This window comes from Microbacterium wangyouchuni, from assembly GCF_051546305.1.
Lineage (GTDB): Bacteria > Actinomycetota > Actinomycetes > Actinomycetales > Microbacteriaceae > Microbacterium.
Map to the genome: position 1 here is coordinate 109,147 of NZ_JBPTMA010000006.1, position 22,834 is coordinate 131,980.

Here is a 22,834-nt window from a genome sequence, read left to right on the forward strand (position 1 = left end):
AACACCATGCACTGCCCGTTCTGTCGTCATTCCGATTCCCGTGTGATCGATTCACGCACGAGCGACGACGGGCTTTCCATCCGTCGTCGACGGCAGTGTCCGGAATGCGGTGGACGCTTCACAACGACTGAGACGGCCAGCCTCAACGTGATCAAGCGTTCGGGTGTGATGGAGCCATTCAGTCGGGAGAAGGTCATCTCGGGTGTGCGCAAGGCCTGCCAGGGGCGTCCGGTAACCGAGGCTGATCTCGCCGTTCTCGCGCAGCGGGTTGAGGAAGCCGTGCGTCAGACGGGTGTCTCGCAGTTGGATGCCAACGAGATTGGCCTGTCGATCCTCGGGCCGCTTCGCGACTTGGATGAGGTTGCTTACCTGCGTTTTGCCAGCGTTTACCAGGCGTTCGATTCATTGGAAGATTTCGAAAGCGCGATCAGTGACCTGCGCTCGGATCATGTTGCGGCCGGAGCAGACCCGGCCGAGCGGTAATCTGGCAGGGATGTATCCGCTGCTTTTTCGCGCTGTTCTCTCGCGCTTCGATCCCGAGTTCGCCCACCACGCCGGCATGGCGGTGGTCCGTGTGCTCGGCGTTCCGCCGTTCTCCTGGATCACCAGAGCGATCGCCGCGCCCAGCCCAGATCAGCAGGTTTCAGCGCTCGGACTGACCTTCGATTCGCCGTTCGGTGTCGCAGCAGGCTTCGACAAGAACGCCGTGGGCGTGCGCGGCCTGGCCGCACTCGGATTCGGACACGTCGAGATCGGGACGGTCACCGCCATCCCTCAGGAGGGCAACCCGAAACCTCGTCTGTTCCGTCTCGTCGCGGACCGTGCCGTCATCAATCGGATGGGCTTCAATAACGATGGCGCGGATGCTGCGGCACGCCGGCTGGAGAAGCTCCGCCGCCATCGGCCGAAGACGATCATCGGTGTCAACATCGGCAAGAGTCGGGTGGTCGAGGTCGAAAACGCCACCGCCGACTATGTCGCGAGTGCGAAGAAGCTCGCCGGATTGGCCGACTACCTGGCGGTGAACGTCTCCTCACCGAACACTCCCGGGCTCCGCGGATTGCAAGCGGTCGAGACTCTCGCGCCGCTGCTGCGCGCCGTGAAGGATGCCGCTGGCTCAACACCGCTCCTGGTGAAGATCGCTCCGGACCTGCCGGATGAGGAGATCACTGCGATCGCGCAGCTCGCCGTCAGCGAGGGCCTGGACGGGATCATCGCCCACAACACCACGATCAGTCGCGAAGGACTCACGACGGATGCCGCTGTCGTCGAAGCGGCTGGAGCCGGTGGCCTGTCCGGCGCGCCGCTGCGCGAGCGCTCGATGGATGTTCTGCGGATCGTGCGCGCGGCGGTTCCGGAGAGCTTCTGCGTGATCTCCGTCGGGGGAGTGGAGACGGCATCCGACGTGCAAGCGCGATTGGATGCCGGCGCCACCCTGGTGCAGGGCTACACAGCGTTCCTGTACCGTGGCCCGCTCTGGGCGCGCCAGATCAACCGCGCGCTCCGCCGCCCGTAGCGCCCCCATCACACACCACCACCACCCACCTAAATTGCGAGTGGGCGCCCGTGGCTCGAGATTCGCGTTGCGAAGAGCCACGAGCGCCCGCTCGCAAAGGGAATTAGGGGTTACTCGGGGTACTGTCCGCGCTTGACCTGCGGCTTCGGCAGACGCATGAAGCGCATCTGGAGTGAGCGCATCGCGGCGTACCAGCCCAGGCCCTTCTCGAGACGCTCCTTGCCGAACTTCGCGGCGGCCTTCTTCTTCACGCGAGTTCCCAGTAGGACCATGTCGCCCACGGCAACGAGGATGAAAGCCCACAAGCCTACGAAGGCGTAGAACGAGAACGTGGGATCCGGGATCAGCGAGACGAGGATGACCACCACCATCAGCGCCATCACCCACTCGGAGACGTGCCAGCCGGCATCGACGTAGTCGCGCACCCACCGGCGCTGCGGACCCTTGTCACGGGGCGGAAGATACTTGTCCTCACCGGCGGCCATACCCGCTTGAGCACGGTCACGGCGCTCGCGTAGCTGCGCCTTCGCGGCAGCACGGGCTTCTTTGGTGTCAGCGACAAGTGGGCGTCGCCGGGCAGCTTCCTGCTCGGCGCGACTGGGTGTCGGCCGTCCCTTGCCGACGACTGGCGTCTCGGGGGAGTCGTCGTTCGTCGATGGGGTGGAAGTGGCCACGGGGCTCCTCGGATAGAAAACTAGGGTTCGGCCTTAAGATTACTCGCATGAGTTCAGTGCCGCCCAATGCAGACCCCGCCATCGAATCCGCCGTCACCGAGGCCGTGGCCATCGGCATCCCCTCCGCGCTGTCGGATTTGGGCGATCTGGTGCGCATCCCGGGCATCGCCTGGCCTTCGTTTGACCAGACTCAGCTCGAGCGCAGCGCTGAGCACGTTGCGACGCTCGCCACCGAGACGGGGGTCTTCGAATCGGTTCGCGTGCTCCGCGCGACGATCGACGGCACCGACGAGCTCGGTCAGCCCGCAGTGCTGGCAACACGAGCAGCACGTGGCGGCAAGCCGACGATCCTGCTCTATGCGCACCACGATGTTCAGCCTCCCGGAGCGGACGAGCTGTGGGAGACCCCGCCGTTCGAGCCGACCGTGCGCAACGGGCGCCTGTACGGACGCGGAGCCGCCGACGACAAGGCCGGGATCATGGCGCATATCGCTTCTCTGCGCGCGGTCGCCGAGGTGCTGGGAGATGACCTCGAGCTGGGCGTCTCGATGTTCATCGAAGGTGAAGAGGAATACGGCTCTCGGTCGTTCGCACAGTTCCTCAGCGACAACGTCGACGCGCTGCGCGCCGACGCGATCGTGGTGGCTGATTCCGGTAACTGGGACTCCGAGACCCCGGGCCTGACCGTCTCATTGCGCGGCAACGCGCGCTTCACGCTGAAGGTACGGACCCTGGACCACGCCTCGCACTCCGGCATGTTCGGTGGCGCAGTTCCGGATGCGATGATGGCGACCGTTCGGTTGCTCTCCACGCTCTGGGACGCCGATGGCGCTGTCGCCGTCGAGGGGCTCACCGAATTGGATGCCGATACCCCCGAGTACAACGAAGCAACGCTGCGCGATGAGGCCGGGCTGCTGCCTGGCACGTCGCCGATCGGACGCGACAGCATCCTCAGCCGGATCTGGAACAAGCCGGCGGTCACCGTCATCGGCATCGATGCGACCAGTGTGGAGGCAGCATCCAACACGCTTCTGCCCGAAGTGACGGTCGTCATCAGCGCTCGCGTCGCACCAGGCCAGACGGGCGAAGAGGCCTACGCGGCGTTGGAGAGCCACCTGCGCTCGCACGCCCCGTTCGGAGCCGAGCTGACGTTCTCGGACGTGGATCTCGGTAACGGCTTCCTCGTCGACACCGACGGATGGGCAGTCGAACTCGCCCGCCAGGCGATGGCGGACGGCTACGGTGTCGACCCGGTCGATCTCGGTGTCGGCGGATCGATTCCGTTCATCGCCGACCTCGTGCGCGAATTCCCGGCAGCGCAGATTCTCGTCACCGGAGTCGAAGACCCGCACGCACGCGCGCACAGCCCGAACGAGTCCTTGCATCTGGACACGTTCCGGCATGCCGTTGCGACCGAGGCACTGATGTTGACTCGCATGAACGAGATCACCCTCTGAGCTGGCCAGCATCCGACCCGCAGCCAGGCGACCGGCGGTAGAATCAGAGCAACCAGCCGTCTGCGAACGGCCTGTTCCCAAGGAGTGACATGAGCGACACCACACTGACCACCGAGACCACCAACGCACATGGCGTCAAGCTGACCGACGCGGCCGCGACCAAGGTGAAGAACCTCCTCGCGCAGGAGGGACGTGAAGATCTGCGTCTGCGCGTTGCCGTTCAGCCAGGCGGATGCTCCGGACTCATCTACCAGCTCTACTTCGACGAGCGCTACCTCGATGGCGATGAGACCGTCGACTTCGATGGCGTCGAGGTCATCATCGACAACATGAGTGTTCCCTACCTCGATGGGGCATCCATCGACTTCAAGGACACGATTTCCGAGCAGGGCTTCACCATCGATAACCCGAATGCCGGCGGCAGCTGCGCGTGCGGTGACAGCTTCCACTGATCAACAGCTGGGCCACGCCTGCGTGGTTGGCATGAATCAGGTGTGAGGTTGCCCTAGACTTAGGGAAGCCCTGTCCGCGATCTTGAAAGGTGCATCGTGCCCTTGAAACGCCGCCTTCGTTGGGCCGCTATTCCAGTAGGAATTGCGGCAGCCGTGGCTCTGGCGGGATGTTCTCCCACCGAGCTTCATGGATTCCTCCCAGGCTTCGTGGAAGACGGCACTGCCGCCACGAACCAGACTGACCGCGTCGCCGGTCTCTGGGTGAACTCGTGGATCGTTCTTCTCCTCGTTGGCCTCATCACCTGGGGCCTCATGGGGTGGGCGGCCGTCGCATACCGCCGTCGCAAGGGCCAGACCGGCCTGCCGGTGCAGATGCGCTACAACATGCCGATCGAGATCTTCTACACGGTGATTCCGCTGATCCTCGTGATGGGAATGTTCTTCTTCACGGCGCGCGACCAGGCCGAGATCGAAACCCAGTGGGGCGACGACGCGGATGTTCAGGTCACCGCGATCGGCAAGCAGTGGGCCTTCGACTTCATGTACGCCGGCGAGGACGACGATCTGTCTGACGCCGTGTGGACAATGGGTATTCAGGCCCAGCCGGATGCCGATGGAAACATCGATAACGATGAGCTTCCGACACTCGTGCTGCCGGTTGACCAGAAGGTCCAGATCAACCTGCAGTCTCGCGATGTCATCCACTCCTTCTGGATCATCGACTTCCTGTACAAGAAGGACATGTACATCGGTAAGGACAACTCCTGGTCCTTCATCCCGACGCGCGTCGGCGAGTACGCCGGAAAGTGTGCCGAGCTCTGTGGCGAGTATCACTCGATGATGCTCTTCAACGTTAAGGTCGTTGAGCAGGACGAGTACGACGATTATGTCGATTCGCTGCGCGCCGAGGGCAACACGGGTGATATCTCCGATGCTTACGATCGTCTCAGCAACTTCCCGGGCACTGGAACCGCGCCCGAGACTGACTCCGAGGAAGAAGGAGAGTAAGTCTCATGTCGACTACCTCTGAGATGCCCAGCACATCGGCTGGCGCTCGTCCGACCGGCACACCGGCGCGTCAGGCGGCTCTGCTGAGCTCGTCGCGCACCGAGCAAAAGGGAAACATCGTCGTCAAGTGGATCACGTCCACTGACCACAAGACCATCGGGTACATGTACCTGATCTCGTCGGTGCTGTTCTTCCTGCTCGGTGGTGTGATGGCCCTGGTCATCCGTGCTGAGCTGTTCGCTCCCGGTATGCAGATCGTGCCGACCAAGGAGCAGTACAACCAGCTGTTCACCATGCACGGCACCATCATGCTGCTGATGTTCGCGACGCCGCTGTTCGCAGGTTTCGCGAATGCGATCCTGCCGCTGCAGCTCGGTGCTCCTGATGTGGCGTTCCCGCGTTTGAACGCCTTCGCGTTCTGGCTGTTCAGCTTCGGCTCGATCATTGCGATCGCCGGCTTCCTCACCCCGCAGGGTGCAGCATCGTTCGGTTGGTTTGCTTACCAGCCGCTCGCGAACGCGACGTTCTCGCCGGGAGCAGGTGGAAACCTGTGGATGCTCGGACTAGGCATGTCTGGTTTCGGCACGATTCTCGGTGCGGTGAACTTCATCACCACGGTGATCACCATGCGCGCTCCCGGTATGACTATGTGGCGCATGTCAATCTTCTCGTGGAACACGCTGATCACCAGCTTGCTGATCCTGATGGCGTTCCCCGTGCTCGCCGCTGCGATTTTCGCCGCTGCCGCTGACCGTATTCTCGGCGCCCACATCTTCGATCCGGCCAACGGTGGTGTGCTCCTCTGGCAGCACCTGTTCTGGTTCTTCGGTCACCCCGAGGTGTACATCATCGCGCTGCCGTTCTTCGGCATCGTCTCGGAGATCTTCCCGGTGTTCAGCCGCAAGCCGATCTTCGGTTACAAGACTCTGGTCTACGCGACGATCGCGATCGCGGCGCTGTCGGTGTCGGTGTGGGCTCACCACATGTACGTCACCGGTGGTGTGCTGCTGCCGTTCTTCGCTCTGATGACCATGCTCATCGCGGTACCGACCGGTGTGAAGATCTTCAACTGGATCGGAACGCTCTGGCGCGGATCCGTGACGTTCGAAACACCGATGGTGTTCGCACTGGGCTTCCTCGTCTCGTTCGTCTTCGGTGGTCTGACCGGTGTCATCCTCGCGGCCCCGCCGCTGGACTTCCACATCAGTGACTCGTACTTCGTCGTCGCTCACTTCCACTACGTGGTCTTCGGTACCGTCGTGTTCGCGATGTTCGCCGGCTTCTACTTCTGGTGGCCGAAGTGGACCGGTCGCATGCTCAACGAGCGTCTCGGTTACGTGCACTTCTGGATGCTGTTCATCGGCTTCCACATGACGTTCCTCATCCAGCACTGGCTGGGTGTCGACGGTATGGTGCGTCGTTACGCCGACTACTCGGCAGCCGATGGCTGGACCTGGGGTAACCAGGTGTCGACAATCGGTTCGATCATTCTCGGTGCATCGATGCTGCCGTTCTTCCTGAACGTCTGGATCACCGCACGCAAGGCGCCCAAGGTCATGGTCAACGACCCGTGGGGTTACGGTGGATCGCTCGAGTGGGCGACCAGTTGCCCGCCGCCGCGTCACAACTTCACCTCGATCCCGCGCATCCGCAGCGAGCGTCCGGCATTCGACCTGAACCACCCGGAAGCAGCTGAGCACCCCGTGGGGGCGCCCGAGCCTGCTCTTGCCGGTACGACCGGAGAGGGCAAGTAAGCCATGCGTTCAAATATCGTTCTCTGGTGGATCCTCACCGCGTTCTTCCTGATTGTTGCGGCGGCCTACACGGTCTGGCACATCGTTGCCTACCCGGAGCTTGTCGGCGCAGCGAAGGTCGAGTGGGTCGGCACGATTGCACTGCTGTTCGGCGCGTTCATGGCTGCCATGATCGCGGTGTACCTCGACCGTACGCACAAGGCGCAGGGCGGCGAACTGCCGGAAGACATCCTGACCGCAGACATCGATGACGGCGACCCGGAGCTCGGCGAGTTCGCACCGTGGTCCTGGTGGCCGATGGTGCTGGCGGCATCCGCCGGTGTGTTCTTGGTCGGACTGGCCGTCGGACATTTCCTGCTCCCCATCGGGATCATTATCTTCGCGATCGCGATCGTCGGTTGGGTCTACGAGTTCTACCGCGGCAACTTCGCCCGCTGATCTCTCCGTATTAAAGAAGGCCCCCGGATTCGTCCGGGGGCCTTCTTTTGTCTCTTCTTCTCCCACCACTGCTTGCGAGTGTCCGGTTGTGGCTCGTTTTCGGCCATATTTCGAGCCACAACTACCCACTCGCAAGCAGCGGAAGGGGGGAAGAAGAGAGGGGAGGGGGGATCAGGTGCGGGTGCGGATGCGGGGGATGCCAGTGAGCGGGTCGATCGGGCGACGGTGGATGCCGTCGGCATCAGCGACCGGATAGCCCTCTCTTACCCAGTACTCGAAGCCACCGATCATCTCGCGCACACGATAGCCGAGCTTGGCGAACTCGAGCGCGCCCTTGGCTCCGGCGTTGCATCCGGGGCTCCAGCAGTAGACCACGACCTCGGCGTCCTGAGCGATCTCCTGGTGTGCACGCGCGGCGATCTCGCCGTAGTGCATGTGTATGGCGCCCGGAACGCGTCCCTGCGCCCAGGCCTCATCTGATCGAACGTCGATGACCACGACGTCCTCGCCGGCCTTCTGCGCGGCGTAGACGTCGCTGGCATCGGTCTCGTAAGCAAGTTTTGCGGCGAAGAAATCTGCACGATCCATCATGGCTTCAGCCTACGCCGGACGTGATTCGCGGAGACGAAGCATCGGATACTGCTGCGACTGCTTCGATCTCAACGAGCTGGTCAGGGTAGCCGAGCACAGTAACTCCCATCAGGGTGCTGGGAACATCGTGGTCACCAAATGCAGCTTCGACAACGCTCCACGCGGTGACGAGGTCTTGGCGTCGGGGAGATGCAACGAGCACTCGCGTACTGATGACGTCAGCAAAAGTAGCGCCGGCGGCACGTAACGCACCACTCAGCGTGTCGAGGCAGAGCGCTGCCTGTGCGGCGTAGTCGCCCGGATGGCCCGTCGTACCATCCGCGTTGAGCGGGCAAGCGCCGGCGAGGAAGATCAATCGCGACTCCGCCGGGGCCGTAGCGGCATAGGCGTAGGGAGTGGCTGCGAGCGAGGGCGCGCGGAGGAGCTGTACGACGGATGACATGCGAAGCAGATTACATGAAGAAAGGGCCCCGTCCAGATGGACGGGGCCCTTCAGCAGGGGAGGGGAGTGTTACTTGCCCTCTTCCTTCTTCTTGCGAGGCTTCTTCACCGGGTCAGTCGCGATGACCGAACTCGGAGTGTTGGGCGTCTCATCGACGTGCGTCTCCGGCGTGGGCGTGAGCGGGGCGTCCGGAGCACCAGCGCGCTCGTGAGCGCCCTGGATCTCTTCGGCCTCAGCCTCAGCTGTGTTCGCGGTCACGTGGCTCTGGTGGGCGTCTGCAGCATCCACGTCAGCCTGAGTGAGCGGAGCAAGACGGTCCTCGAAGAACCAGCGCGAGATCGACGAACGCAGGTTCTCGGTCCACGGGATGCGGCCCTTGGCGTTCGGGCGCACGACGAGGGGCTCATAGGTGTCGATGTCGATGAGCTTCCAACGGTCGTACGTGTCGACCGGCTGGTGAACCTCGATGTACTCGCCGCCGGGAAGGCGAACGATGCGACCGGACTCGTAGCCGTGCAGCACGATCTCGCGGTCCTTCTTCTGGAGCGCGATGCAGATGCGCTTCGTGATGAAGTATCCGAGAACCGGGCCGAGGAACAGCGTCGCCTGGAGCGTGTGGATCACACCTTCCATCGTGAGCATGAAGTGCGTCGCGATGAGGTCGGAGGATGCCGCTGCCCACAGGACTGCGTAGAAGATGACACCCGCAACGCCGATCGCGGTACGCGTTGCCGCGTTGCGCGGGCGCTGAGCCAGGTGGTGCTCACGCTTGTCGCCCGTGATCCACGCCTCGAGGAAGGGGTAGATCGCGACAGCGACGATGAACAGTCCGAGGACTGCGACCGGGATGAGGATGCCGAGCGAAAGCGTGTGGTTCAGGATCACGATGTCCAGGTTCGGCGGTGCCAGGCGCAGAGCGCCATCAGCGAAGCCGATGTACCAGTCCGGCTGCGTACCTGCCGAAATCGGAGACGGGTCGTAAGGACCGTACTCCCAGAAGGGCAGGATCTGGAAGAACGTCGCGATCAGCACGATGGTGCCGAAGACGATGAACAGGTAACCGCCCATCTTCGACATGTACACCGGCATCATCGGGTAGCCCACGACGTTGTCGTTCGTGCGGCCGGGGCCGGCGAACTGCGTGTGCTTGTTGATGATCATGAGCATGAGGTGCACAACGATCAGTGCGATCACAAGCAGCGGCAGCAGCAGGATATGCAGGCTGTACAGGCGGCCGACGATGTCTGTGCCGGGGAACTCGCCACCGAAGAGCAAGAACGAGGTCCATGTTCCGATCAGGGGGAGACCCTTGATCATGCCGTCGATGATGCGCAGACCGTTACCCGAGAGGAGGTCATCCGGAAGCGAGTAACCGGTGAAGCCTTCTGCCAGGGCAAGGATGAACAGCACGAAGCCGATGACCCAGTTGAGCTCACGCGGCTTGCGGAACGCGCCGGTGAAGAACACACGGAGCATGTGCAAACCGATGCCGGCGATGAAGACGAGCGCAGCCCAGTGGTGGATCTGGCGCACAAGAAGGCCGCCGCGCACGTCAAATGACAGGCGCAGAGCAGATTCGAATGCGGCCGACATCTCAAGTCCACGCATCGGGACGTAAGCGCCCGTGTAGTGCGTGGGCACCATCGAGGGCTCGAAGAAGAACGTCAGGAATGTTCCGGAGATGAACACGACGACGAAGCTCCACAGCGCGATCTCGCCGAGCATGAACGACCAGTGATCTGGGAAGATCTTTCGACCCAGCTCCTTGACGATACCGGAGATGCTGGTGCGCTCATCGATGTAGTTCGAGGCTGCTCCGATGAAGCGGCCGCCGAGGGGCGCTTTGTTGTCCTTGTCCTCTTTGGACAGCGTTGCGGTGCTCAATGGCGCTCCCAGAAGCTCGGGCCGACAGGTTCGGTGAAGTCGCTGCGTGCGACGAGGTAGCCCTCGTCGTCAACGGTGATCGGCAGCTGCGGCAGCGGACGCGCGGCTGGGCCGAAGATGACCTTGGCGTGATCGGTGACGTCGAACTGCGACTGGTGACACGGGCACAGCAGGTGGTGTGTCTGCTGTTCGTACAGTGCGACGGGGCATCCGACGTGCGTGCAGACCTTGGAGTACGCGACAATGCCGTCGTACGACCAGGTCTTGCGCTCCTCGGACTCGATCAACTGCTCAGGGCGAAGGCGCATCATCAGCACGATGGCCTTTGCCTTCTCCTCGAGGTAGCCGTCATGGTGCGACAGCGAAACAAGATTCTCAGGGATGACGTGGAACGCGGAACCCAGAGTGACGTCCGCTGCGCGGATGGGGGTGCCGTCGGGGTCGCGTACGAGACGCTGCCCCTTTTCCCACATGGTCTGCTTCAGAAGCGCGACCGGGTCACCGGCTATCGGGTTGCCGTCTGCGTTGTTGTGCGGAGCCAGGCCGCGGAACAGCGCGACACCGGGAACGATGGATGCAACGATCGCTGCGATCAGCGAGTTGCGAATCATCGTGCGGCGGCCGAAGCCGGACTCTTCGTTTGCAGCGGCGAACACCTCGACGGCAGCTTCACGTGTTGCGTCCGTGCCCCGGGTGGGGTGGCGCATCTCGATGTGCTCCTTGTCGGACATCAGCGCCTTGGACCAGTGAATGGCGCCGATTCCGATGCACAGGAGCGACAGTGCGATCCCGAGTCCGATGAAGAGGTTGTTGTGCCGGATCGAGAGCAACGACTGGTCTTCGATGGGGAACAGCATGTATGCCGCAACGGCCCAGATGCTCCCTGCAAGAGACAGGTAGAACAGGGTGTAGACCGTGCGAGCCGCGCGCTTCTCCGCCTTCGGATCCTTGTCGGTCATCCGCTCGCGGTGCGGCGGAAGCCCGGGGTTCTGTGCGGGATCGCTGACTGCGACACTCAGCCCCGGAGAGGGCTGGTAGGCCCTGTCAAGAGCCTGCGAGTCGTCGTCGTGTGCCATGGTGCTCCTCGTACGTTCCTTCTTGAATGATTAAGCGTGCTAGTTGGACTTCGCTGTGATCCACACAGCGAGGCCGACGAGGCCGCCGATACCAAAGATCCAGATGAACAGGCCCTCAGAGACCGGGCCCAGTGAGCCCAACGTGAAGCCTCCGATCTGCACAGCCTCCTGCTGGTAAAGCAGGGCCGAGATGATGTCGCGCTTGTCTTCGTCCGACAGGTTCATGTCGCCGAAGACGGGCATGTTCTGCGGGCCGGTGACCATGGCTGCATAGATGTGCAGGGCGCTGGTGTTCGCGAGGCCCGGGGCGTACTTTCCCTCGGTCAGTGCTCCACCGGCAGATGCGACGTTATGGCACATCGCACAGTTGATGCGGAATAGCTCCGCACCGTGCGAGACGTCGCCGTTGCCGTCGAGGATCTCGTCTGCGGGATAACTGGGTCCCGGGGCGGATTCCTGAACGAAAGCCGCCATCGCTTCGATCTGCGGCTGGGTGAACTGCGGCTCCTTCTGCGGTGCCTGCGGTCCCTGCATCTGCAGGGGCATGCGACCGGTGGCCAGCTGGAACTCGACAGACAGTTCGCCGACGCCATACAGGCTCGGGCCGTTGTCGGTTCCTTGCAGGTCAAGGCCGTGACAGGTCGCACAGTTCGCTTGGAACAGCTTCTTGCCATCTTCGACGGTGAGCTGAGTGCTCGCCGTCGGCTGGGCATCTGTTGAGGCAAACGCCGCAGATGCTCCGGCGTAGATGCCTCCAGTGATGAGGAGGCCTGCTCCGATCAACGCAGCAGCGGCCAGGGGGCTACGGCGTCCGTTTGAGCGACGCTTCTTCTCTCGTGCCATTTCGCAGGTCAGCTCCGCTCTTATTTCAGGAAGTAGATGACGAAGAACAGCACGACCCAGACGACGTCGACGAAGTGCCAGTAGTAGGACACGACGATCGAGGAGGTCGCCTCTTTGTGCGTGAAGTTCTTCACTGCGAACGCGCGTCCGATGATGAGTAGGAACGCGATGAGTCCGCCGGTGACGTGGATGGCGTGGAAGCCAGTGGTCAGGTAGAACGCGGATGCATAAGCATCAGCCTGGATGGGAAGGCCCTCTGCGACGAGAGTGGCGTACTCCCATACCTGACCGGAGACGAAGATCGCGCCGAGCGCGAAGGTGAGCCAGAACCACTCGACCATTCCCCATCCGAAGAGGCGGCGGCGTCCTGCGCCGTTGAGCTGCCCCTTCTTGATGCGGTACGACTGGAGATCTTCTGCCGCGAACACGCCCATCTGGCACGTGAACGAGGAGAACACCAGGATCGCGGTGTTTATCGCCGCGAACGTAACGTTGAGCAGTTCGGTGCGTTCGGCCCAAAGGTCGGGGGACGTGCTGCGAAGGGTGAAGTAGATCGCGAACAGTCCCGCGAAGAACATCACCTCGCTGCCGAGCCACACGATGGTGCCGACAGCTACCGAGTTCGGGCGCTTGATGGTTCTTGCCGCCGGGGCATAGGTCGCTGAGGTGGTCACTCCTCCATTATGGCCGATACGGAGACATGATTCTTGCACCTGGGTGGCCCGTTTCCCTGATTGGGTACTTAGGCCTACCTAAGAAGTACCTGCGAATACTCGATGAAGTCAAGGGATACAGCGCATACGGGTGCTCGCCGGTGTGCGATGGAATTTATTCACGCCGATAAGATCGGCTCATGGCAGACTCACTCACCTGGCCCGATGTGCTCACTTCTCTGCTCGAGCGACGCGATCTCAGCGTCTGGGAGTCGACATGGGCGATGCGTCAGGTGATGCAGGGGAAGCTCTCCGATGCCCAGCTCGCCGGCTTTCTGATTGCTCTGCGTGCCAAGGGCGAGACGGTCGATGAGATCGTCGGCTTCCGCGATGCGATTCTTGAAGCAGCGGTTCCGCTTCCCGTATCGCCGAACGTGCTCGACATCGTCGGTACTGGCGGAGATCGCATCGGAACAGTCAATATCTCCACGACCGCCGCAGTGATCATCGGCGCCACGGGCATCCCGGTGGTCAAGCACGGCAACCGTGCGGCGAGTTCGGCGTCGGGGTCCAGCGACGTTCTCGGCGCACTGGGCTTGGAGCTCTCGCTGCCACCCGAGCACGTAGCCGAAGTTCTTGAGCGCACCGGAATCACCTTCGCGTGGGCCGCGGCATTCCATCCCGGGTTCAAGCACGCTGGCAGCGCGCGACGCGAGCTCGGTGTTCCGACGGTGTTCAATATGCTCGGGCCGCTGTGCAACCCGGCGCGTGCGGAAGCGAACGCGGTGGGAGTAGCGCAGCTCGAACGTGTACCGCTGATCACCGGTGTCTTCCGCACCCGAGGAGCGACGGCGCTCGTGTTCCGCGGTGACGATGGCCTCGATGAGCTGACCACGACAGGGCACAGTCGTATCTGGGAAGTCACCCGCGGTGACATCCACGAGCACGACCTCGATCCTCGCGATCTCGGCATCCCGACCGCTGATCTTTCTGACCTCATCGGCGGATCTCCGGAGCACAATGCCGGCGTTCTGCGTGACACACTCGCGGGGAAGAAGGGCCCGGTGCGTGACATCGTGCTCCTCAATGCGGCGGCAGGAATCGTCGCATTCGAGTTGTCGCAGGATGCCACGCAGGTGCAGCGTCCGATTCTCGAGCGCCTGCGTGATGGCTTCGCACGTGCGGAGGCTGCGGTCGACAACGGCAGCGCAGCAGCGAAGTTGGAAGCGTGGGTCGATTCCACACGTGAGCTCGCCGCCAGCTGAGATGTCATGGATGCCGTAGCCGCTCTGCTCGAGATCGCGACGCTCCTGGAGCGCGAACGAGCATCGCGTTATCGGGCGAAGGCTTTTCGCCAGGCGGCCGCCACCTACGAGTCCCTTGCGGAGTCGGTGCGGAACGATCCGACCCGCCTTCGCGCGGCTGCCGGCATCGGAGAATCGACCTTCGCCGTGATTCAGCAGGTGCAAGCAGGTCATGTCCCGGAGTATTTGATCTCGCTCCGCGGTGAGGTGGCGCCGCAGCGGACGTCTGAACTTCGGGGCAGATTGCGCGGCGATCTGCACGCGCACACCGACTGGTCAGACGGGACGACGTCCATCCAGACGATGGCGGATGCTGCGCGAGCACTCGGGCACGAGTATCTCGCGATCACCGACCACTCACCGCGGCTCAGGGTTGCACGCGGGCTTTCCTCCGAGCGACTGCGTGAGCAGATTCCGCAGGTCAGGGCCGCATCGACCGAGACCTTCACCATGCTGGCCGGCATCGAGGTCGACATCCTGAATGATGGCGAACTCGATCAGGACCCGGAGCTTCTGACGGAGCTCGATATCGTCGTGGCATCCGTACATTCACAATTACGCATGGATGCCGGCCCGATGACAGTGCGAATGATCGCTGCTGTCTCGCATCCGCGGGTGAACGTGCTCGGACACTGCACTGGGCGTCTCATGCAGGGCGAGCGCGGAACCAGGCCTCCGTCGCAGTTCGACGCGCGGGCAGTGTTCGACGCTTGCGCCGAGAACGCCGTGGCGGTGGAGATCAATGCGCGCCCAGAGCGGCAAGATCCGCCGGATGAACTGATCGCCCTGGCGTTGGATGCCGGATGCCTGTTCGCACTCGATTCAGATGCCCATGCGCCCGGACAGCTTTCCCTGCTGGACTACGGTGCCGAGCGCGCCGAGCAGGCTGGTGTTCCGGCGGAGCGGATCGTCACGACCTGGGGCGTGGAGCGGCTGCGGGCATGGGCGGCATGACACGGCGCGCGTTTCCCTGGCTCGTTCTCGCCGGAATCCTGGTGGCGGCGCTGAGCCTGCGTTCCCCCATCATCGCGCTGACTCCGGTGCTCCCCGACATCATCGATGATCTGAATATCAGTGCGGCGTCGGCGGGTTTGCTCACCACGGCGCCGATCATCATGTTCGCTGCGCTGACGCCTTTCGCTGCGCTTCTGATCAGGCGCGCCGGCGCGGAGCTCGCACTTCTGCTCACCCTCGGCGGCGTGCTGGTGGGCACCTTCGTGCGTGCCCTGCCCGGGTTCGGGCCGATGCTCACCGGCATGTTCATCATGGGCGCGGCGATCACGATCGGAAACGTCGTGATCCCGGTCATCATCCGCCGCGATCTGCCTCCCGAGCGCACGGCGATAACGACAGCGGCATACACGGCGACGATGAACATCGGCTCGCTCATCACAGCGCTGGGGACGGTGCCGCTGGCGGCGATTACCGGATGGCGGCTCGCGCTTCTGCTGTGGGGCGTGTTCACCGTTGCCGGCATCGCTCTGTGGGTGGTGCACATCATGCGATCGCGCGGAGCGACGCGGTCTGCGGAGCGGCTCTCCGGATCGGCGCCGCAGCCGGGGCTTTCGAGCGCGGATGCTGAGGCGATCACCGGACCGATGCCCGTCATCGTCGATAACAGTGTCGCGGCAACGGTTCGCCGGCCGATCGTCTGGCTGCTGTTCGCCGCGTTCGGAACGCAATCAGCGATCTACTACGCAATGTCGACGTGGCTGCCGACGATCCTGATGGACAAGACGGGAGTTGATGCCGCGGCCGCTGGCGCGCTGGCGTCACTGTTTCAGGGCGTGGCTATCGCCGGCGCGTTTCTGGCTCCGGCTCTGCTGCGATACGTCGGGGCGGTGCCGTCGGCTGTGCTCATGGGGGTGTGCTTCGCCACGATGGTGCTCGGGATGCTGTTCGCTCCGGAGCTGGCGGGCATCTGGGCGGCCTTCGGCGCGATCGCTCACTCGAGCGGATTCGTTCTGATCTTCACTGGGCTGATCCGCGCGTCGCGCTCGGCATCGGAGGCTGCGACCATGTCTGCATTTGTGCAGGGTGGGGGATATGTTCTTGCGGCGTTCAGCGCGCCGATCATGGGCGCGTTGAACGAGAGCACCGGTGATTGGCAGCTGCCGCTGATCACAATGCTCATTGTCGCCGCTGTCTATACGACCGCTCTCGTGTCTGCGATGTTCGTCGCGTTCCGACGAGCCTGAGCTGGAGTCAACGCCCGAGCGCTGCGATGGCGCGGTCCATCGAGGAACCGAGGTTCCAACGCTCGGCCAGATCAGTGGCGGCGTCGGCCTCGGCAGGATCGAGTGCACGCACGGGGTCGCTCGGGCAGCTGATGTCGAGACCTCGCGCGACTTCGACGACCGTCGGCGCGACATCGAGATAGCCGGAGGCTGCGAGCAGCTTCGCGCGGATGCCGGCGCTCATTCCCTCCCCGGCTTCGGCTGCGGCACGGACGCCAGCGATATCGCCGTGCGCTTGCAGCAACGTCGCTGCGGTCTTGTCTCCGACGCCCGCAACGCCGGGTAGTCCATCCGATGCATCGCCGCGCAGCGTCGCGAAGTCGGCGTACTGCGATGGCAGCACACCGTACTTCTTCACGACGGTCTCGTCGGTGACGATCTCAAGATTGCTCATTCCCCGTGCCGTATAGATGACGCGGATGCCGCGATCGTTGTCGACCAGTTGGAAGAGGTCGCGGTCTCCGGTGACGATGTCGACCGGCATCGTCGAGCGAGTGGCGAGCGTGCCGATGACGTCATCCGCCTCGTGCTGGGCAACACCGATGATCGGGATGCCGAGAAGTCGCAGCGCTTCGCGGATGATCGGCAGCTGCGCCTCGAGTGGATCGGGAACCTCTTCGATGTCGGGGCCGGCTGGGACGAGCTCGACGACACGATGCGCCTTGTAGCTCGGGATCAGGTCGACGCGCCACTGCGGGCGCCAATCGTCGTCCCAACACGCGACGATGTGAGTGGGCTCGTAGAGCTTGACGAGCTTGGCGATGATGTCGAGCAGGCCGCGTGCCGCATTCACCGAGGTGCCGTCCGCCGATTTCACCTTGTCGGGCACACCGTAGAACGCTCGGAAGTAGAGGGAGGCGGTGTCCAGCAGCATCAGCTTGTCGCTCATGAAATCAGCATGGCACAGGGGGGGGCGACGTCGTCCGGGTCAACAGCCGGGGGAGCGCGGATCCTGTTCGCATGTGTGCGCGACGAGGGCGGTGTGTGCCTCGAAGATCCTGATCTCCTGCGCTGCGCCGGTCGAGGTCACCTCGCCAGTGATGGGGAACCAGCCGATACCGAAGTCGACGGCGGCCGTGTATCGAACCGAGACGTCGGCCGCGTAGATGCCGCGTGCGGCGTAGGTGTGACTCGTCTCCGTCGGTGTGAACTGAGCTGCGCCGAGTGCGTCCCAGCTCAGCCCGCCGGTGGAAGTTGTCGTGGTCGCTCCATCGCCGTAGTCGAAGTCGAATCCCACTGGCGTGAATCGCACGACCATGGGATAGCCGAACAGCTCACCGGACACCGTGTGCTCGTCAGCCGAAGCGACGAAGTTGGTCGGAAGCCCCACGACGCCGACGTTGTCCGGCTCGCCGGCGACGAGCGAACCGTGCGGGGCGAAGCGCACGACATCGCTGATCGTGACAGTCGGGATCTCGACGACGTCTTCCTCATCAGGCTCGACGTCTTCATTGGTGCGCTCGAAGCAGCGGATATAGGAGTCCCAGTCGTCGAGGCAATCGACGAAGTCTTGGTCGATCGGGGGAGGGATAGGAGCGGGCGCAGGATTCGGCCCATCATTGCCAATCGGCCTGCCGGGGTTATGGCCCGGCGGCGAACCCGGAACGACCTCGGTTCCGCCGATGACGACTTCGTCGCCTTCCGGCGTGCACTCGCCGACTAAGACGTCGATTTGGCTGCAACCAAATGCCACCGGGGATGAGGGAGTACTAAGCGCGAGCGCTGCAGATAAGAAAAGTTCTAGCATTCTGAACCCTCATCAACTGTGGAATCTGAGATCGAGAATGTGTCGTCAACTGCCACGAACTGGATCTGCAAAGCAGCCTGTGGTGCGCGGAGCGCCGGGGTCAGGTCCGTCCCATCTTCTCCGATCACACGTGTGTCACCGATGTCGAGGCACGCGACACCGATCAACGTGATTGGGTCGCTATCGAGATCTGCCTCGACATCGACCAGCTGCTCCAGCACGGTGTCGCCTTCAAGAGTGATCTTTCGTTCCGCAAGGTCTCGCTCACTCGACAGGTGTTCTTCGAGCGCAGTTCCCACCAGGAAACCGGCGGGGTCGCTGGAGGCTATTCCTGATCGTTGGCTATTGAGCGCATGCGTGTAGGCCCGATAAACCTCTTCCGCCGCAGCGAATGCTTCTTCCTCGTTCGCGAACGCGGCCGTCGGCGTCGGGCTCGGCGCGGGAGTCGGTGTGCAGGCGCACAGTGTGCCCACCGCCAGGGTCAGCAGCGCCAGCATCCGATATCGGTTCGTCCTTGAGCGCAGGGAAGTCACTCGCACACGCTAACGTGAATCCTTGATACCGCGTCGAAGTTATCCACAGGTCCTGGTCTGTGTTTTCTCTGATATTCTGAGGTGTCACCTTTGGCAGGCAACCGCATGTCAAAGTGGCTGAGAACCAATCCATCCGCTTCTCGTGCTCACACACCTGTGCGTGAGCACTGCTGAGGCCCGAGTAACCACCCAACAAGGACAACCCACTACATGACTAGCGCAACGACCGCCCCGGCCACCAAGCAGGTCGCCATCAACGACATCGGATCTGCTGAGGACTTCCTGGCCGCGGTCGAGAAGACTCTGAAGTTCTTCAACGACGGCGACATCATCGAAGGCACGATCGTCAAGATCGACCGCGATGAGGTTCTGCTCGACGTCGGTTATAAGACTGAGGGTGTCATCCCCTCCCGCGAACTTTCCATCAAGCACGACGTTGACCCCAACGAGGTCGTCAAGGTCGGCGACGAGGTTGAGGCTCTCGTTCTCCAGAAGGAGGACAAGGAAGGCCGTCTGATCCTGTCCAAGAAGCGCGCACAGTACGAGCGCGCTTGGGGCGATGTCGAGAAGATCAAGGAAGACGACGGCGTCGTCACCGGTACGGTCATCGAGGTCGTCAAGGGTGGACTCATTGTCGACATCGGACTCCGTGGCTTCCTGCCGGCATCGCTCATCGAGCTGCGCCGTGTCCGCGACCTGACCCCGTACCTGGGCCAGGAGATCGAGGCGAAGATCCTCGAGCTCGACAAGAACCGCAACAACGTGGTTCTCTCGCGCCGTGCACTGCTCGAGCAGACGCAGTCCGAGTCGCGCTCGAACTTCCTCAACAACCTGCACAAGGGCCAGGTCCGCAAGGGTCAGGTCTCGTCGATCGTCAACTTCGGTGCGTTCGTCGACCTGGGCGGCGTTGACGGTCTCGTGCACGTCTCCGAGCTGTCGTGGAAGCACATCGAGCACGCATCCGAGGTTGTCGAGGTTGGCCAGGAGGTCACCGTCGAGATCCTTGAGGTCGACCTCGACCGTGAGCGCGTCTCCCTGTCGCTGAAGGCGACGCAGGAGGACCCGTGGCAGGTCTTCGCCCGCACGCACGCGATCGGTCAGATCGCAGCGGGCAAGGTCACCAAGCTCGTTCCGTTCGGTGCGTTCGTTCGCGTCGCAGATGGCATCGAGGGCCTCGTTCACATCTCCGAGCTCTCCAGCAAGCACGTTGAGCTGGCCGAGCAGGTCGTTTCCGTTGGCGAAGAGGTCTTCGTCAAGGTCATCGACATCGACCTCGAGCGTCGTCGTATCTCGCTGTCGCTCAAGCAGGCCAACGAGTCGGTTGACCCCAACGGCACCGAGTTCGACCCGGCTCTGTACGGCATGCTTGCCGAGTACGACGAGAACGGCGAGTACAAGTACCCCGAGGGCTTCGACCCCGAGACCGGTGCTTGGAAGGAAGGCTTCGACACTCAGCGCGAGGCATGGGAGCAGGAGTACGCTGCAGCCCAGGCTCGCTGGGAAGCTCACAAGGTTGCGGTTGCCAAGGCAGCCGAGGCCGAGGCCGCTGCGGGCGACGACTTCGGCGCTGCCGCTGGTCAGTCGTTCACGAGCGACTCCTCCGGTGCCGGCACGCTTGCTGACGACGAAGCTCTCGCGGCTCTCCGCGAGAAGCTCTCGGGCGGCAACGCGTAAGCCACGCCTCTTCTGAAACGGACCGTCACCTTCGGGTGGCGGTCCGTTTCGCATTCGCCGGGGCGGATGCTGCGGCATCCGCGTGCCAGGATGTAAACATGCCTCTCATCGCGCTGACCGGCGGAATCGCATCCGGGAAGTCCACGATCGCTCGCCGTCTCGAAGAACACGGCGCTGTCGTCATCGACGCGGATCAGATCGTGCGTGACGTGCAAGCTCCCGGCTCTGCGGTGCTCCAGGAGATCGCAGCGATTTTCGGGACCGACGTCATCGACGCATCCGGTGCGCTGGACAGGGCTGCCCTCGGAGAACGAGTGTTCTCCGATCAGGACGCACTTGCACGCCTCAACGGCATCGTGCATCCTGCGGTGCGTGTGGAATCGCAGCGCCGAATGGATGCGGCATTCTCCGATGACGCATCCGCCGTCGTCGTATACGACGTGCCGCTGTTGGTGGAAGCGCGTGTCGATGACCCGTGGGACATGATCGTGGTTGCGCACGCGCCGGCCGAGGATCGGCTGCGCCGGCTGATCGAACTGCGTGGCATGGAGCCGCACGCAGCCCAGGACCGCATCAACGCGCAGGTCTCCGACGACAAACGCCTTGCTATCGCGGATGTCGTGATTGACACCGCGGGCACGATGGAGCAGACCTATCAGCAGACGGATGCTCTCTGGAAGCAGCTCGAGGCGGGGTGAATGCCGAAGAGTTCACGGGCCACAGCCGCGGGACGCGCTCCTACCGACGGCTGATCTGGGGACTGTTCTTCGCGGGGGTGGCGACGTTTGCCCAGCTGTACTCGTTGCAGGCTGTGCTCCCGCAGATCGCATCCGACCTGGGAGTGGCACCGTCGACAGCCGCGCTGAGCATCTCGGCGGCGACACTGGGCATTGCCGCAGCGGTCATCCCGTGGTCTCTCGTCGCCGACCGGATCGGCCGTGTTCCGGCGATGGCGATCGGAATCATCGCCGCGACGGTGCTCGGTCTGGCTGCGCCGCTGAGTACCGAGATCGCGGTACTCCTCGTGCTGCGCCTGGGGGAGGGGCTGGCACTTGGGGCTGTTCCAGCCGTGGCCCTGGCCTATCTCAGCGAGGAGATCCGCGCAGGTCACGTCGCGGCCGCCGCTGGCAGCTATACCGCCGGCACCACAGTCGGAGGTCTTTCCGGGCGTCTGATCGCAGGCCCGCTGGGCGAGCTTTTCGATTGGCGCGTCGGCGTGTGGAGCGTCATCGTTTTCTGCGCGTTCGCGGCAGTGCTGTTTCTCCGGCTGGTTCCACGTGCGCGAAGGTTCATTCCTGGTCGCAAGCGTGCGGATGCTGGTCCGGGCATGCTGACTCGGCTTATCCGTCCGCTGCGCTCCCTCCCGCTGCTGGCCCTGTACGCCCAGGGGTTTCTGCTGATGGGGGCCTTTGTCGCGGTATACAACTATCTGGGGTTCTATCTCATAGCGCCGCCGTTCCTGTTGCCTGTGTGGCTGGTCACGCTTCTGTTCCTCGCGTACCTCGCCGGCACGCTCTCCTCGCCGTGGGCGGGGGCGCTCGCGAGCAGGGTCGGGCGTCGCACCGTTCTGCTCGGATCGATCGGCGTGTTTTTGAGCGGCGTGCTGCTCATGCTCGTACCTCATCCGATCGTGATCCTCGCGGGACTCGTCGTCTTCACTGCCGGATTCTTCGGAGCACATGCGATCGCGTCCAGTTGGGCACCGGTAATCGCGGATGCGGAGACTCGGGCGCAGGCGCCATCGCTCTACTATTTTGCGTACTACGCCGGATCGAGCCTGTTCGGCTGGATGCTGGGCATGGTCTTCGGCCAAGCCGGCTGGGGCTGGTTTCTCACCGTGGTGATCGCGATGGCCGTGCTCGCCGCCACTATTGCGACGGTGCTACTGCGTTCGGACCGTCCGGCGGGGTGACTCGGCGCTCGCGCTTGCGTCGACGTCGGCGAAAGAACATGACGACCGCGACGATCAGCGCGATCAGGAGCAGTCCGGCAAGAATCGGCACCACGATGGCGAGGGCCGCGAGCAGGAAGGACGCTCCGTCTTCGGCCGTGCTGAGAGCCGGGGCGGCGAGTCCGCCCGTGACGGTGTTCGCTGCAAGGCGGGTGGTCGCCTTGACCACGTGCACGATGAGCGCGATGACGATGCCGGTGATGATCGGCACCCAGGTGTTCTCGGAGAAGAATGCAGACGGGTCATCGACGGCGAGAGTCTGCGCACTGGATCCGGCGCCGAACACGATTCCACCGGATGCTGGACGCAGAACGCTCTGGATCACATCGTTGATCGAGTCCATGGCTGGGATCTTGTCGGCGACGACCTCGAGGATCAGCAGTGTGCCGAGTACCCACAGGGAAATGTCGCTGGCGATCCACGACCAGCCGGAGGGCAGCTCGACAGTGGGCAGGAAGCGGTCGGCCAGTCCCAGCAGGAACAGCGGCATCCACGCGTTCAGGCCAGCGGATGCTGCGAGGCTGGAGCCGATCAGAAACTCGATCACAGCCTTACTCTAGATGCGCGATGCCGATGTCTGAGGCTGCGCTTACGCTGGAA

At 63.2% G+C, this 22,834-nt stretch carries 24 protein-coding genes; 13 read left to right on the top strand and 11 right to left on the bottom strand.

Features of this window, described 5'->3' with window-relative positions:
• The first annotated feature begins 6 nt into the window (after window positions 1-6).
• Both nrdR and ACSS7Z_RS13330 read left to right on the top strand, forming a co-directional pair.
• On the top strand, window positions 7-483 hold the full coding sequence (gene nrdR, locus ACSS7Z_RS13325) for a transcriptional regulator NrdR (RefSeq protein WP_438255352.1): 477 nt from the start codon (window positions 7-9) through the stop codon (window positions 481-483).
• A gap of 10 nt (window positions 484-493) precedes the next feature.
• Complete coding sequence (locus tag ACSS7Z_RS13330) at window positions 494-1,516, top strand: quinone-dependent dihydroorotate dehydrogenase (protein WP_438255353.1); 1,023 nt, start codon at window positions 494-496, stop codon at window positions 1,514-1,516.
• Window positions 1,517-1,626: 110 nt separating this feature from the next.
• Here ACSS7Z_RS13330 and ACSS7Z_RS13335 read toward each other — a convergent pair whose 3' ends face one another.
• The gene (locus tag ACSS7Z_RS13335; protein WP_438255354.1) at window positions 1,627-2,190 is read right to left on the bottom strand and encodes a DUF3043 domain-containing protein; all 564 of its coding nucleotides are present in this window, start codon (window positions 2,188-2,190) and stop codon (window positions 1,627-1,629) included.
• A gap of 47 nt (window positions 2,191-2,237) precedes the next feature.
• Between ACSS7Z_RS13335 and ACSS7Z_RS13340 the strand changes: the two genes are divergently transcribed.
• The 5 genes from ACSS7Z_RS13340 (at window position 2,238) to ctaF (ending at window position 7,299) form a co-directional block, all read left to right on the top strand.
• Window positions 2,238-3,647: a dipeptidase gene (locus ACSS7Z_RS13340; RefSeq protein ID WP_438255355.1), complete on the top strand. Its 1,410-nt coding sequence runs from the start codon at window positions 2,238-2,240 to the stop codon at window positions 3,645-3,647.
• An 89-nt stretch (window positions 3,648-3,736) separates the two neighbouring features.
• Window positions 3,737-4,099 (top strand): iron-sulfur cluster insertion protein ErpA, encoded by a 363-nt coding sequence (erpA, locus tag ACSS7Z_RS13345; RefSeq protein WP_438255356.1) that lies wholly within the window; start codon window positions 3,737-3,739, stop codon window positions 4,097-4,099.
• Window positions 4,100-4,195: 96 nt separating this feature from the next.
• Window positions 4,196-5,107 carry an aa3-type cytochrome oxidase subunit II gene (gene ctaC / locus ACSS7Z_RS13350; protein WP_438255357.1) on the top strand — a complete coding sequence of 304 codons (912 nt, stop codon included), beginning with the start codon at window positions 4,196-4,198 and terminating at the stop codon, window positions 5,105-5,107.
• A gap of 5 nt (window positions 5,108-5,112) precedes the next feature.
• The gene (gene ctaD, locus ACSS7Z_RS13355; protein ID WP_438255358.1) at window positions 5,113-6,861 is read left to right on the top strand and encodes an aa3-type cytochrome oxidase subunit I; all 1,749 of its coding nucleotides are present in this window, start codon (window positions 5,113-5,115) and stop codon (window positions 6,859-6,861) included.
• 3 nt (window positions 6,862-6,864) lie between these two features.
• Window positions 6,865-7,299 carry an aa3-type cytochrome oxidase subunit IV gene (gene ctaF / locus ACSS7Z_RS13360; protein ID WP_438255359.1) on the top strand — a complete coding sequence of 145 codons (435 nt, stop codon included), beginning with the start codon at window positions 6,865-6,867 and terminating at the stop codon, window positions 7,297-7,299.
• Between the two features lie 171 nt (window positions 7,300-7,470).
• Here the strand turns inward: ctaF and ACSS7Z_RS13365 are convergent, their stop codons facing one another.
• From ACSS7Z_RS13365 to ctaE, 6 genes are all read right to left on the bottom strand, one after another.
• Entirely contained in the window at window positions 7,471-7,890 is a 420-nt protein-coding gene (locus ACSS7Z_RS13365; protein ID WP_438255360.1) for a rhodanese-like domain-containing protein, read from the bottom strand.
• 4 nt (window positions 7,891-7,894) lie between these two features.
• Complete coding sequence (locus tag ACSS7Z_RS13370; RefSeq protein ID WP_438255361.1) at window positions 7,895-8,332, bottom strand: RidA family protein; 438 nt, start codon at window positions 8,330-8,332, stop codon at window positions 7,895-7,897.
• Window positions 8,333-8,401: 69 nt separating this feature from the next.
• A complete protein-coding gene (gene qcrB, locus ACSS7Z_RS13375; protein ID WP_438255362.1) occupies window positions 8,402-10,216 on the bottom strand; it encodes a cytochrome bc1 complex cytochrome b subunit in 1,815 nt (604 codons plus the stop codon).
• Entirely contained in the window at window positions 10,213-11,292 is a 1,080-nt protein-coding gene (gene qcrA / locus ACSS7Z_RS13380) for a cytochrome bc1 complex Rieske iron-sulfur subunit (protein WP_438255363.1), read from the bottom strand. The genes qcrB and qcrA overlap by 4 nt, the downstream gene beginning before the upstream one ends.
• Window positions 11,293-11,331: 39 nt before the next feature.
• A complete protein-coding gene (qcrC, locus tag ACSS7Z_RS13385; protein WP_438255364.1) occupies window positions 11,332-12,135 on the bottom strand; it encodes a cytochrome bc1 complex diheme cytochrome c subunit in 804 nt (267 codons plus the stop codon).
• 20 nt (window positions 12,136-12,155) lie between these two features.
• Complete coding sequence (gene ctaE / locus ACSS7Z_RS13390; protein WP_438255365.1) at window positions 12,156-12,809, bottom strand: aa3-type cytochrome oxidase subunit III; 654 nt, start codon at window positions 12,807-12,809, stop codon at window positions 12,156-12,158.
• 179 nt (window positions 12,810-12,988) lie between these two features.
• Between ctaE and trpD the strand changes: the two genes are divergently transcribed.
• From trpD to ACSS7Z_RS13405, 3 genes are read left to right on the top strand one after another with little or no spacing between them, the layout of a single operon-like run.
• Complete coding sequence (gene trpD / locus ACSS7Z_RS13395; RefSeq protein WP_438255366.1) at window positions 12,989-14,053, top strand: anthranilate phosphoribosyltransferase; 1,065 nt, start codon at window positions 12,989-12,991, stop codon at window positions 14,051-14,053.
• Window positions 14,054-14,059: 6 nt separating this feature from the next.
• The gene (locus ACSS7Z_RS13400; protein WP_438255367.1) at window positions 14,060-15,046 is read left to right on the top strand and encodes a PHP domain-containing protein; all 987 of its coding nucleotides are present in this window, start codon (window positions 14,060-14,062) and stop codon (window positions 15,044-15,046) included.
• Window positions 15,034-16,290, top strand: coding sequence for an MFS transporter (locus ACSS7Z_RS13405; RefSeq protein WP_438255368.1), 1,257 nt, complete (start codon window positions 15,034-15,036; stop codon window positions 16,288-16,290). The genes ACSS7Z_RS13400 and ACSS7Z_RS13405 overlap by 13 nt, the downstream gene beginning before the upstream one ends.
• A gap of 7 nt (window positions 16,291-16,297) precedes the next feature.
• Here ACSS7Z_RS13405 and ACSS7Z_RS13410 read toward each other — a convergent pair whose 3' ends face one another.
• The 3 genes from ACSS7Z_RS13410 to ACSS7Z_RS13420 are packed head-to-tail and all read right to left on the bottom strand — an operon-like array spanning window position 16,298 to window position 18,609.
• Window positions 16,298-17,218: a 5'-3' exonuclease gene (locus ACSS7Z_RS13410; protein ID WP_438255369.1), complete on the bottom strand. Its 921-nt coding sequence runs from the start codon at window positions 17,216-17,218 to the stop codon at window positions 16,298-16,300.
• A 39-nt stretch (window positions 17,219-17,257) separates the two neighbouring features.
• Window positions 17,258-18,022 carry a hypothetical protein gene (locus tag ACSS7Z_RS13415; RefSeq protein ID WP_438255370.1) on the bottom strand — a complete coding sequence of 255 codons (765 nt, stop codon included), beginning with the start codon at window positions 18,020-18,022 and terminating at the stop codon, window positions 17,258-17,260.
• 47 nt (window positions 18,023-18,069) lie between these two features.
• Complete coding sequence (locus ACSS7Z_RS13420) at window positions 18,070-18,609, bottom strand: hypothetical protein (RefSeq protein WP_438255371.1); 540 nt, start codon at window positions 18,607-18,609, stop codon at window positions 18,070-18,072.
• 210 nt (window positions 18,610-18,819) lie between these two features.
• Here ACSS7Z_RS13420 and rpsA point away from each other — a divergent pair, with 210 nt between their 5' ends.
• The 3 genes from rpsA to ACSS7Z_RS13435 all read left to right on the top strand — a co-directional run bounded on the left by rpsA (window position 18,820) and on the right by ACSS7Z_RS13435 (window position 22,195).
• The gene (gene rpsA / locus ACSS7Z_RS13425) at window positions 18,820-20,283 is read left to right on the top strand and encodes a 30S ribosomal protein S1 (RefSeq protein ID WP_438255372.1); all 1,464 of its coding nucleotides are present in this window, start codon (window positions 18,820-18,822) and stop codon (window positions 20,281-20,283) included.
• A 98-nt stretch (window positions 20,284-20,381) separates the two neighbouring features.
• On the top strand, window positions 20,382-20,981 hold the full coding sequence (coaE, locus tag ACSS7Z_RS13430; RefSeq protein ID WP_438255373.1) for a dephospho-CoA kinase: 600 nt from the start codon (window positions 20,382-20,384) through the stop codon (window positions 20,979-20,981).
• Entirely contained in the window at window positions 20,978-22,195 is a 1,218-nt protein-coding gene (locus ACSS7Z_RS13435; RefSeq protein ID WP_438255374.1) for an MFS transporter, read from the top strand. The genes coaE and ACSS7Z_RS13435 overlap by 4 nt, the downstream gene beginning before the upstream one ends.
• Here ACSS7Z_RS13435 and ACSS7Z_RS13440 read toward each other — a convergent pair.
• Window positions 22,152-22,781, bottom strand: coding sequence for a DUF4126 domain-containing protein (locus ACSS7Z_RS13440; RefSeq protein ID WP_438255375.1), 630 nt, complete (start codon window positions 22,779-22,781; stop codon window positions 22,152-22,154). The two genes, ACSS7Z_RS13435 and ACSS7Z_RS13440, sit on opposite strands and share 44 nt — an antisense overlap.
• Window positions 22,782-22,834 lie beyond the last annotated feature (53 nt).

Coding starts and splice junctions, on each gene's coding strand:
- nrdR (WP_438255352.1), top strand. CDS start 7: ATGCACTGCCCGTTCTGTCGTCATTCCGATTCCCGTGTGATCGATTCA.
- ACSS7Z_RS13330 (WP_438255353.1), top strand. CDS start 494: ATGTATCCGCTGCTTTTTCGCGCTGTTCTCTCGCGCTTCGATCCCGAG.
- ACSS7Z_RS13340 (WP_438255355.1), top strand. CDS start 2,238: ATGAGTTCAGTGCCGCCCAATGCAGACCCCGCCATCGAATCCGCCGTC.
- erpA (WP_438255356.1), top strand. CDS start 3,737: ATGAGCGACACCACACTGACCACCGAGACCACCAACGCACATGGCGTC.
- ctaD (WP_438255358.1), top strand. CDS start 5,113: ATGTCGACTACCTCTGAGATGCCCAGCACATCGGCTGGCGCTCGTCCG.
- ctaF (WP_438255359.1), top strand. CDS start 6,865: ATGCGTTCAAATATCGTTCTCTGGTGGATCCTCACCGCGTTCTTCCTG.
- ACSS7Z_RS13365 (WP_438255360.1), bottom strand. CDS start 7,890: ATGATGGATCGTGCAGATTTCTTCGCCGCAAAACTTGCTTACGAGACC.
- ACSS7Z_RS13370 (WP_438255361.1), bottom strand. CDS start 8,332: ATGTCATCCGTCGTACAGCTCCTCCGCGCGCCCTCGCTCGCAGCCACT.
- qcrA (WP_438255363.1), bottom strand. CDS start 11,292: ATGGCACACGACGACGACTCGCAGGCTCTTGACAGGGCCTACCAGCCC.
- qcrC (WP_438255364.1), bottom strand. CDS start 12,135: ATGGCACGAGAGAAGAAGCGTCGCTCAAACGGACGCCGTAGCCCCCTG.
- trpD (WP_438255366.1), top strand. CDS start 12,989: ATGGCAGACTCACTCACCTGGCCCGATGTGCTCACTTCTCTGCTCGAG.
- ACSS7Z_RS13400 (WP_438255367.1), top strand. CDS start 14,060: ATGGATGCCGTAGCCGCTCTGCTCGAGATCGCGACGCTCCTGGAGCGC.
- ACSS7Z_RS13405 (WP_438255368.1), top strand. CDS start 15,034: ATGGGCGGCATGACACGGCGCGCGTTTCCCTGGCTCGTTCTCGCCGGA.
- ACSS7Z_RS13410 (WP_438255369.1), bottom strand. CDS start 17,218: ATGAGCGACAAGCTGATGCTGCTGGACACCGCCTCCCTCTACTTCCGA.
- rpsA (WP_438255372.1), top strand. CDS start 18,820: ATGACTAGCGCAACGACCGCCCCGGCCACCAAGCAGGTCGCCATCAAC.
- coaE (WP_438255373.1), top strand. CDS start 20,382: ATGCCTCTCATCGCGCTGACCGGCGGAATCGCATCCGGGAAGTCCACG.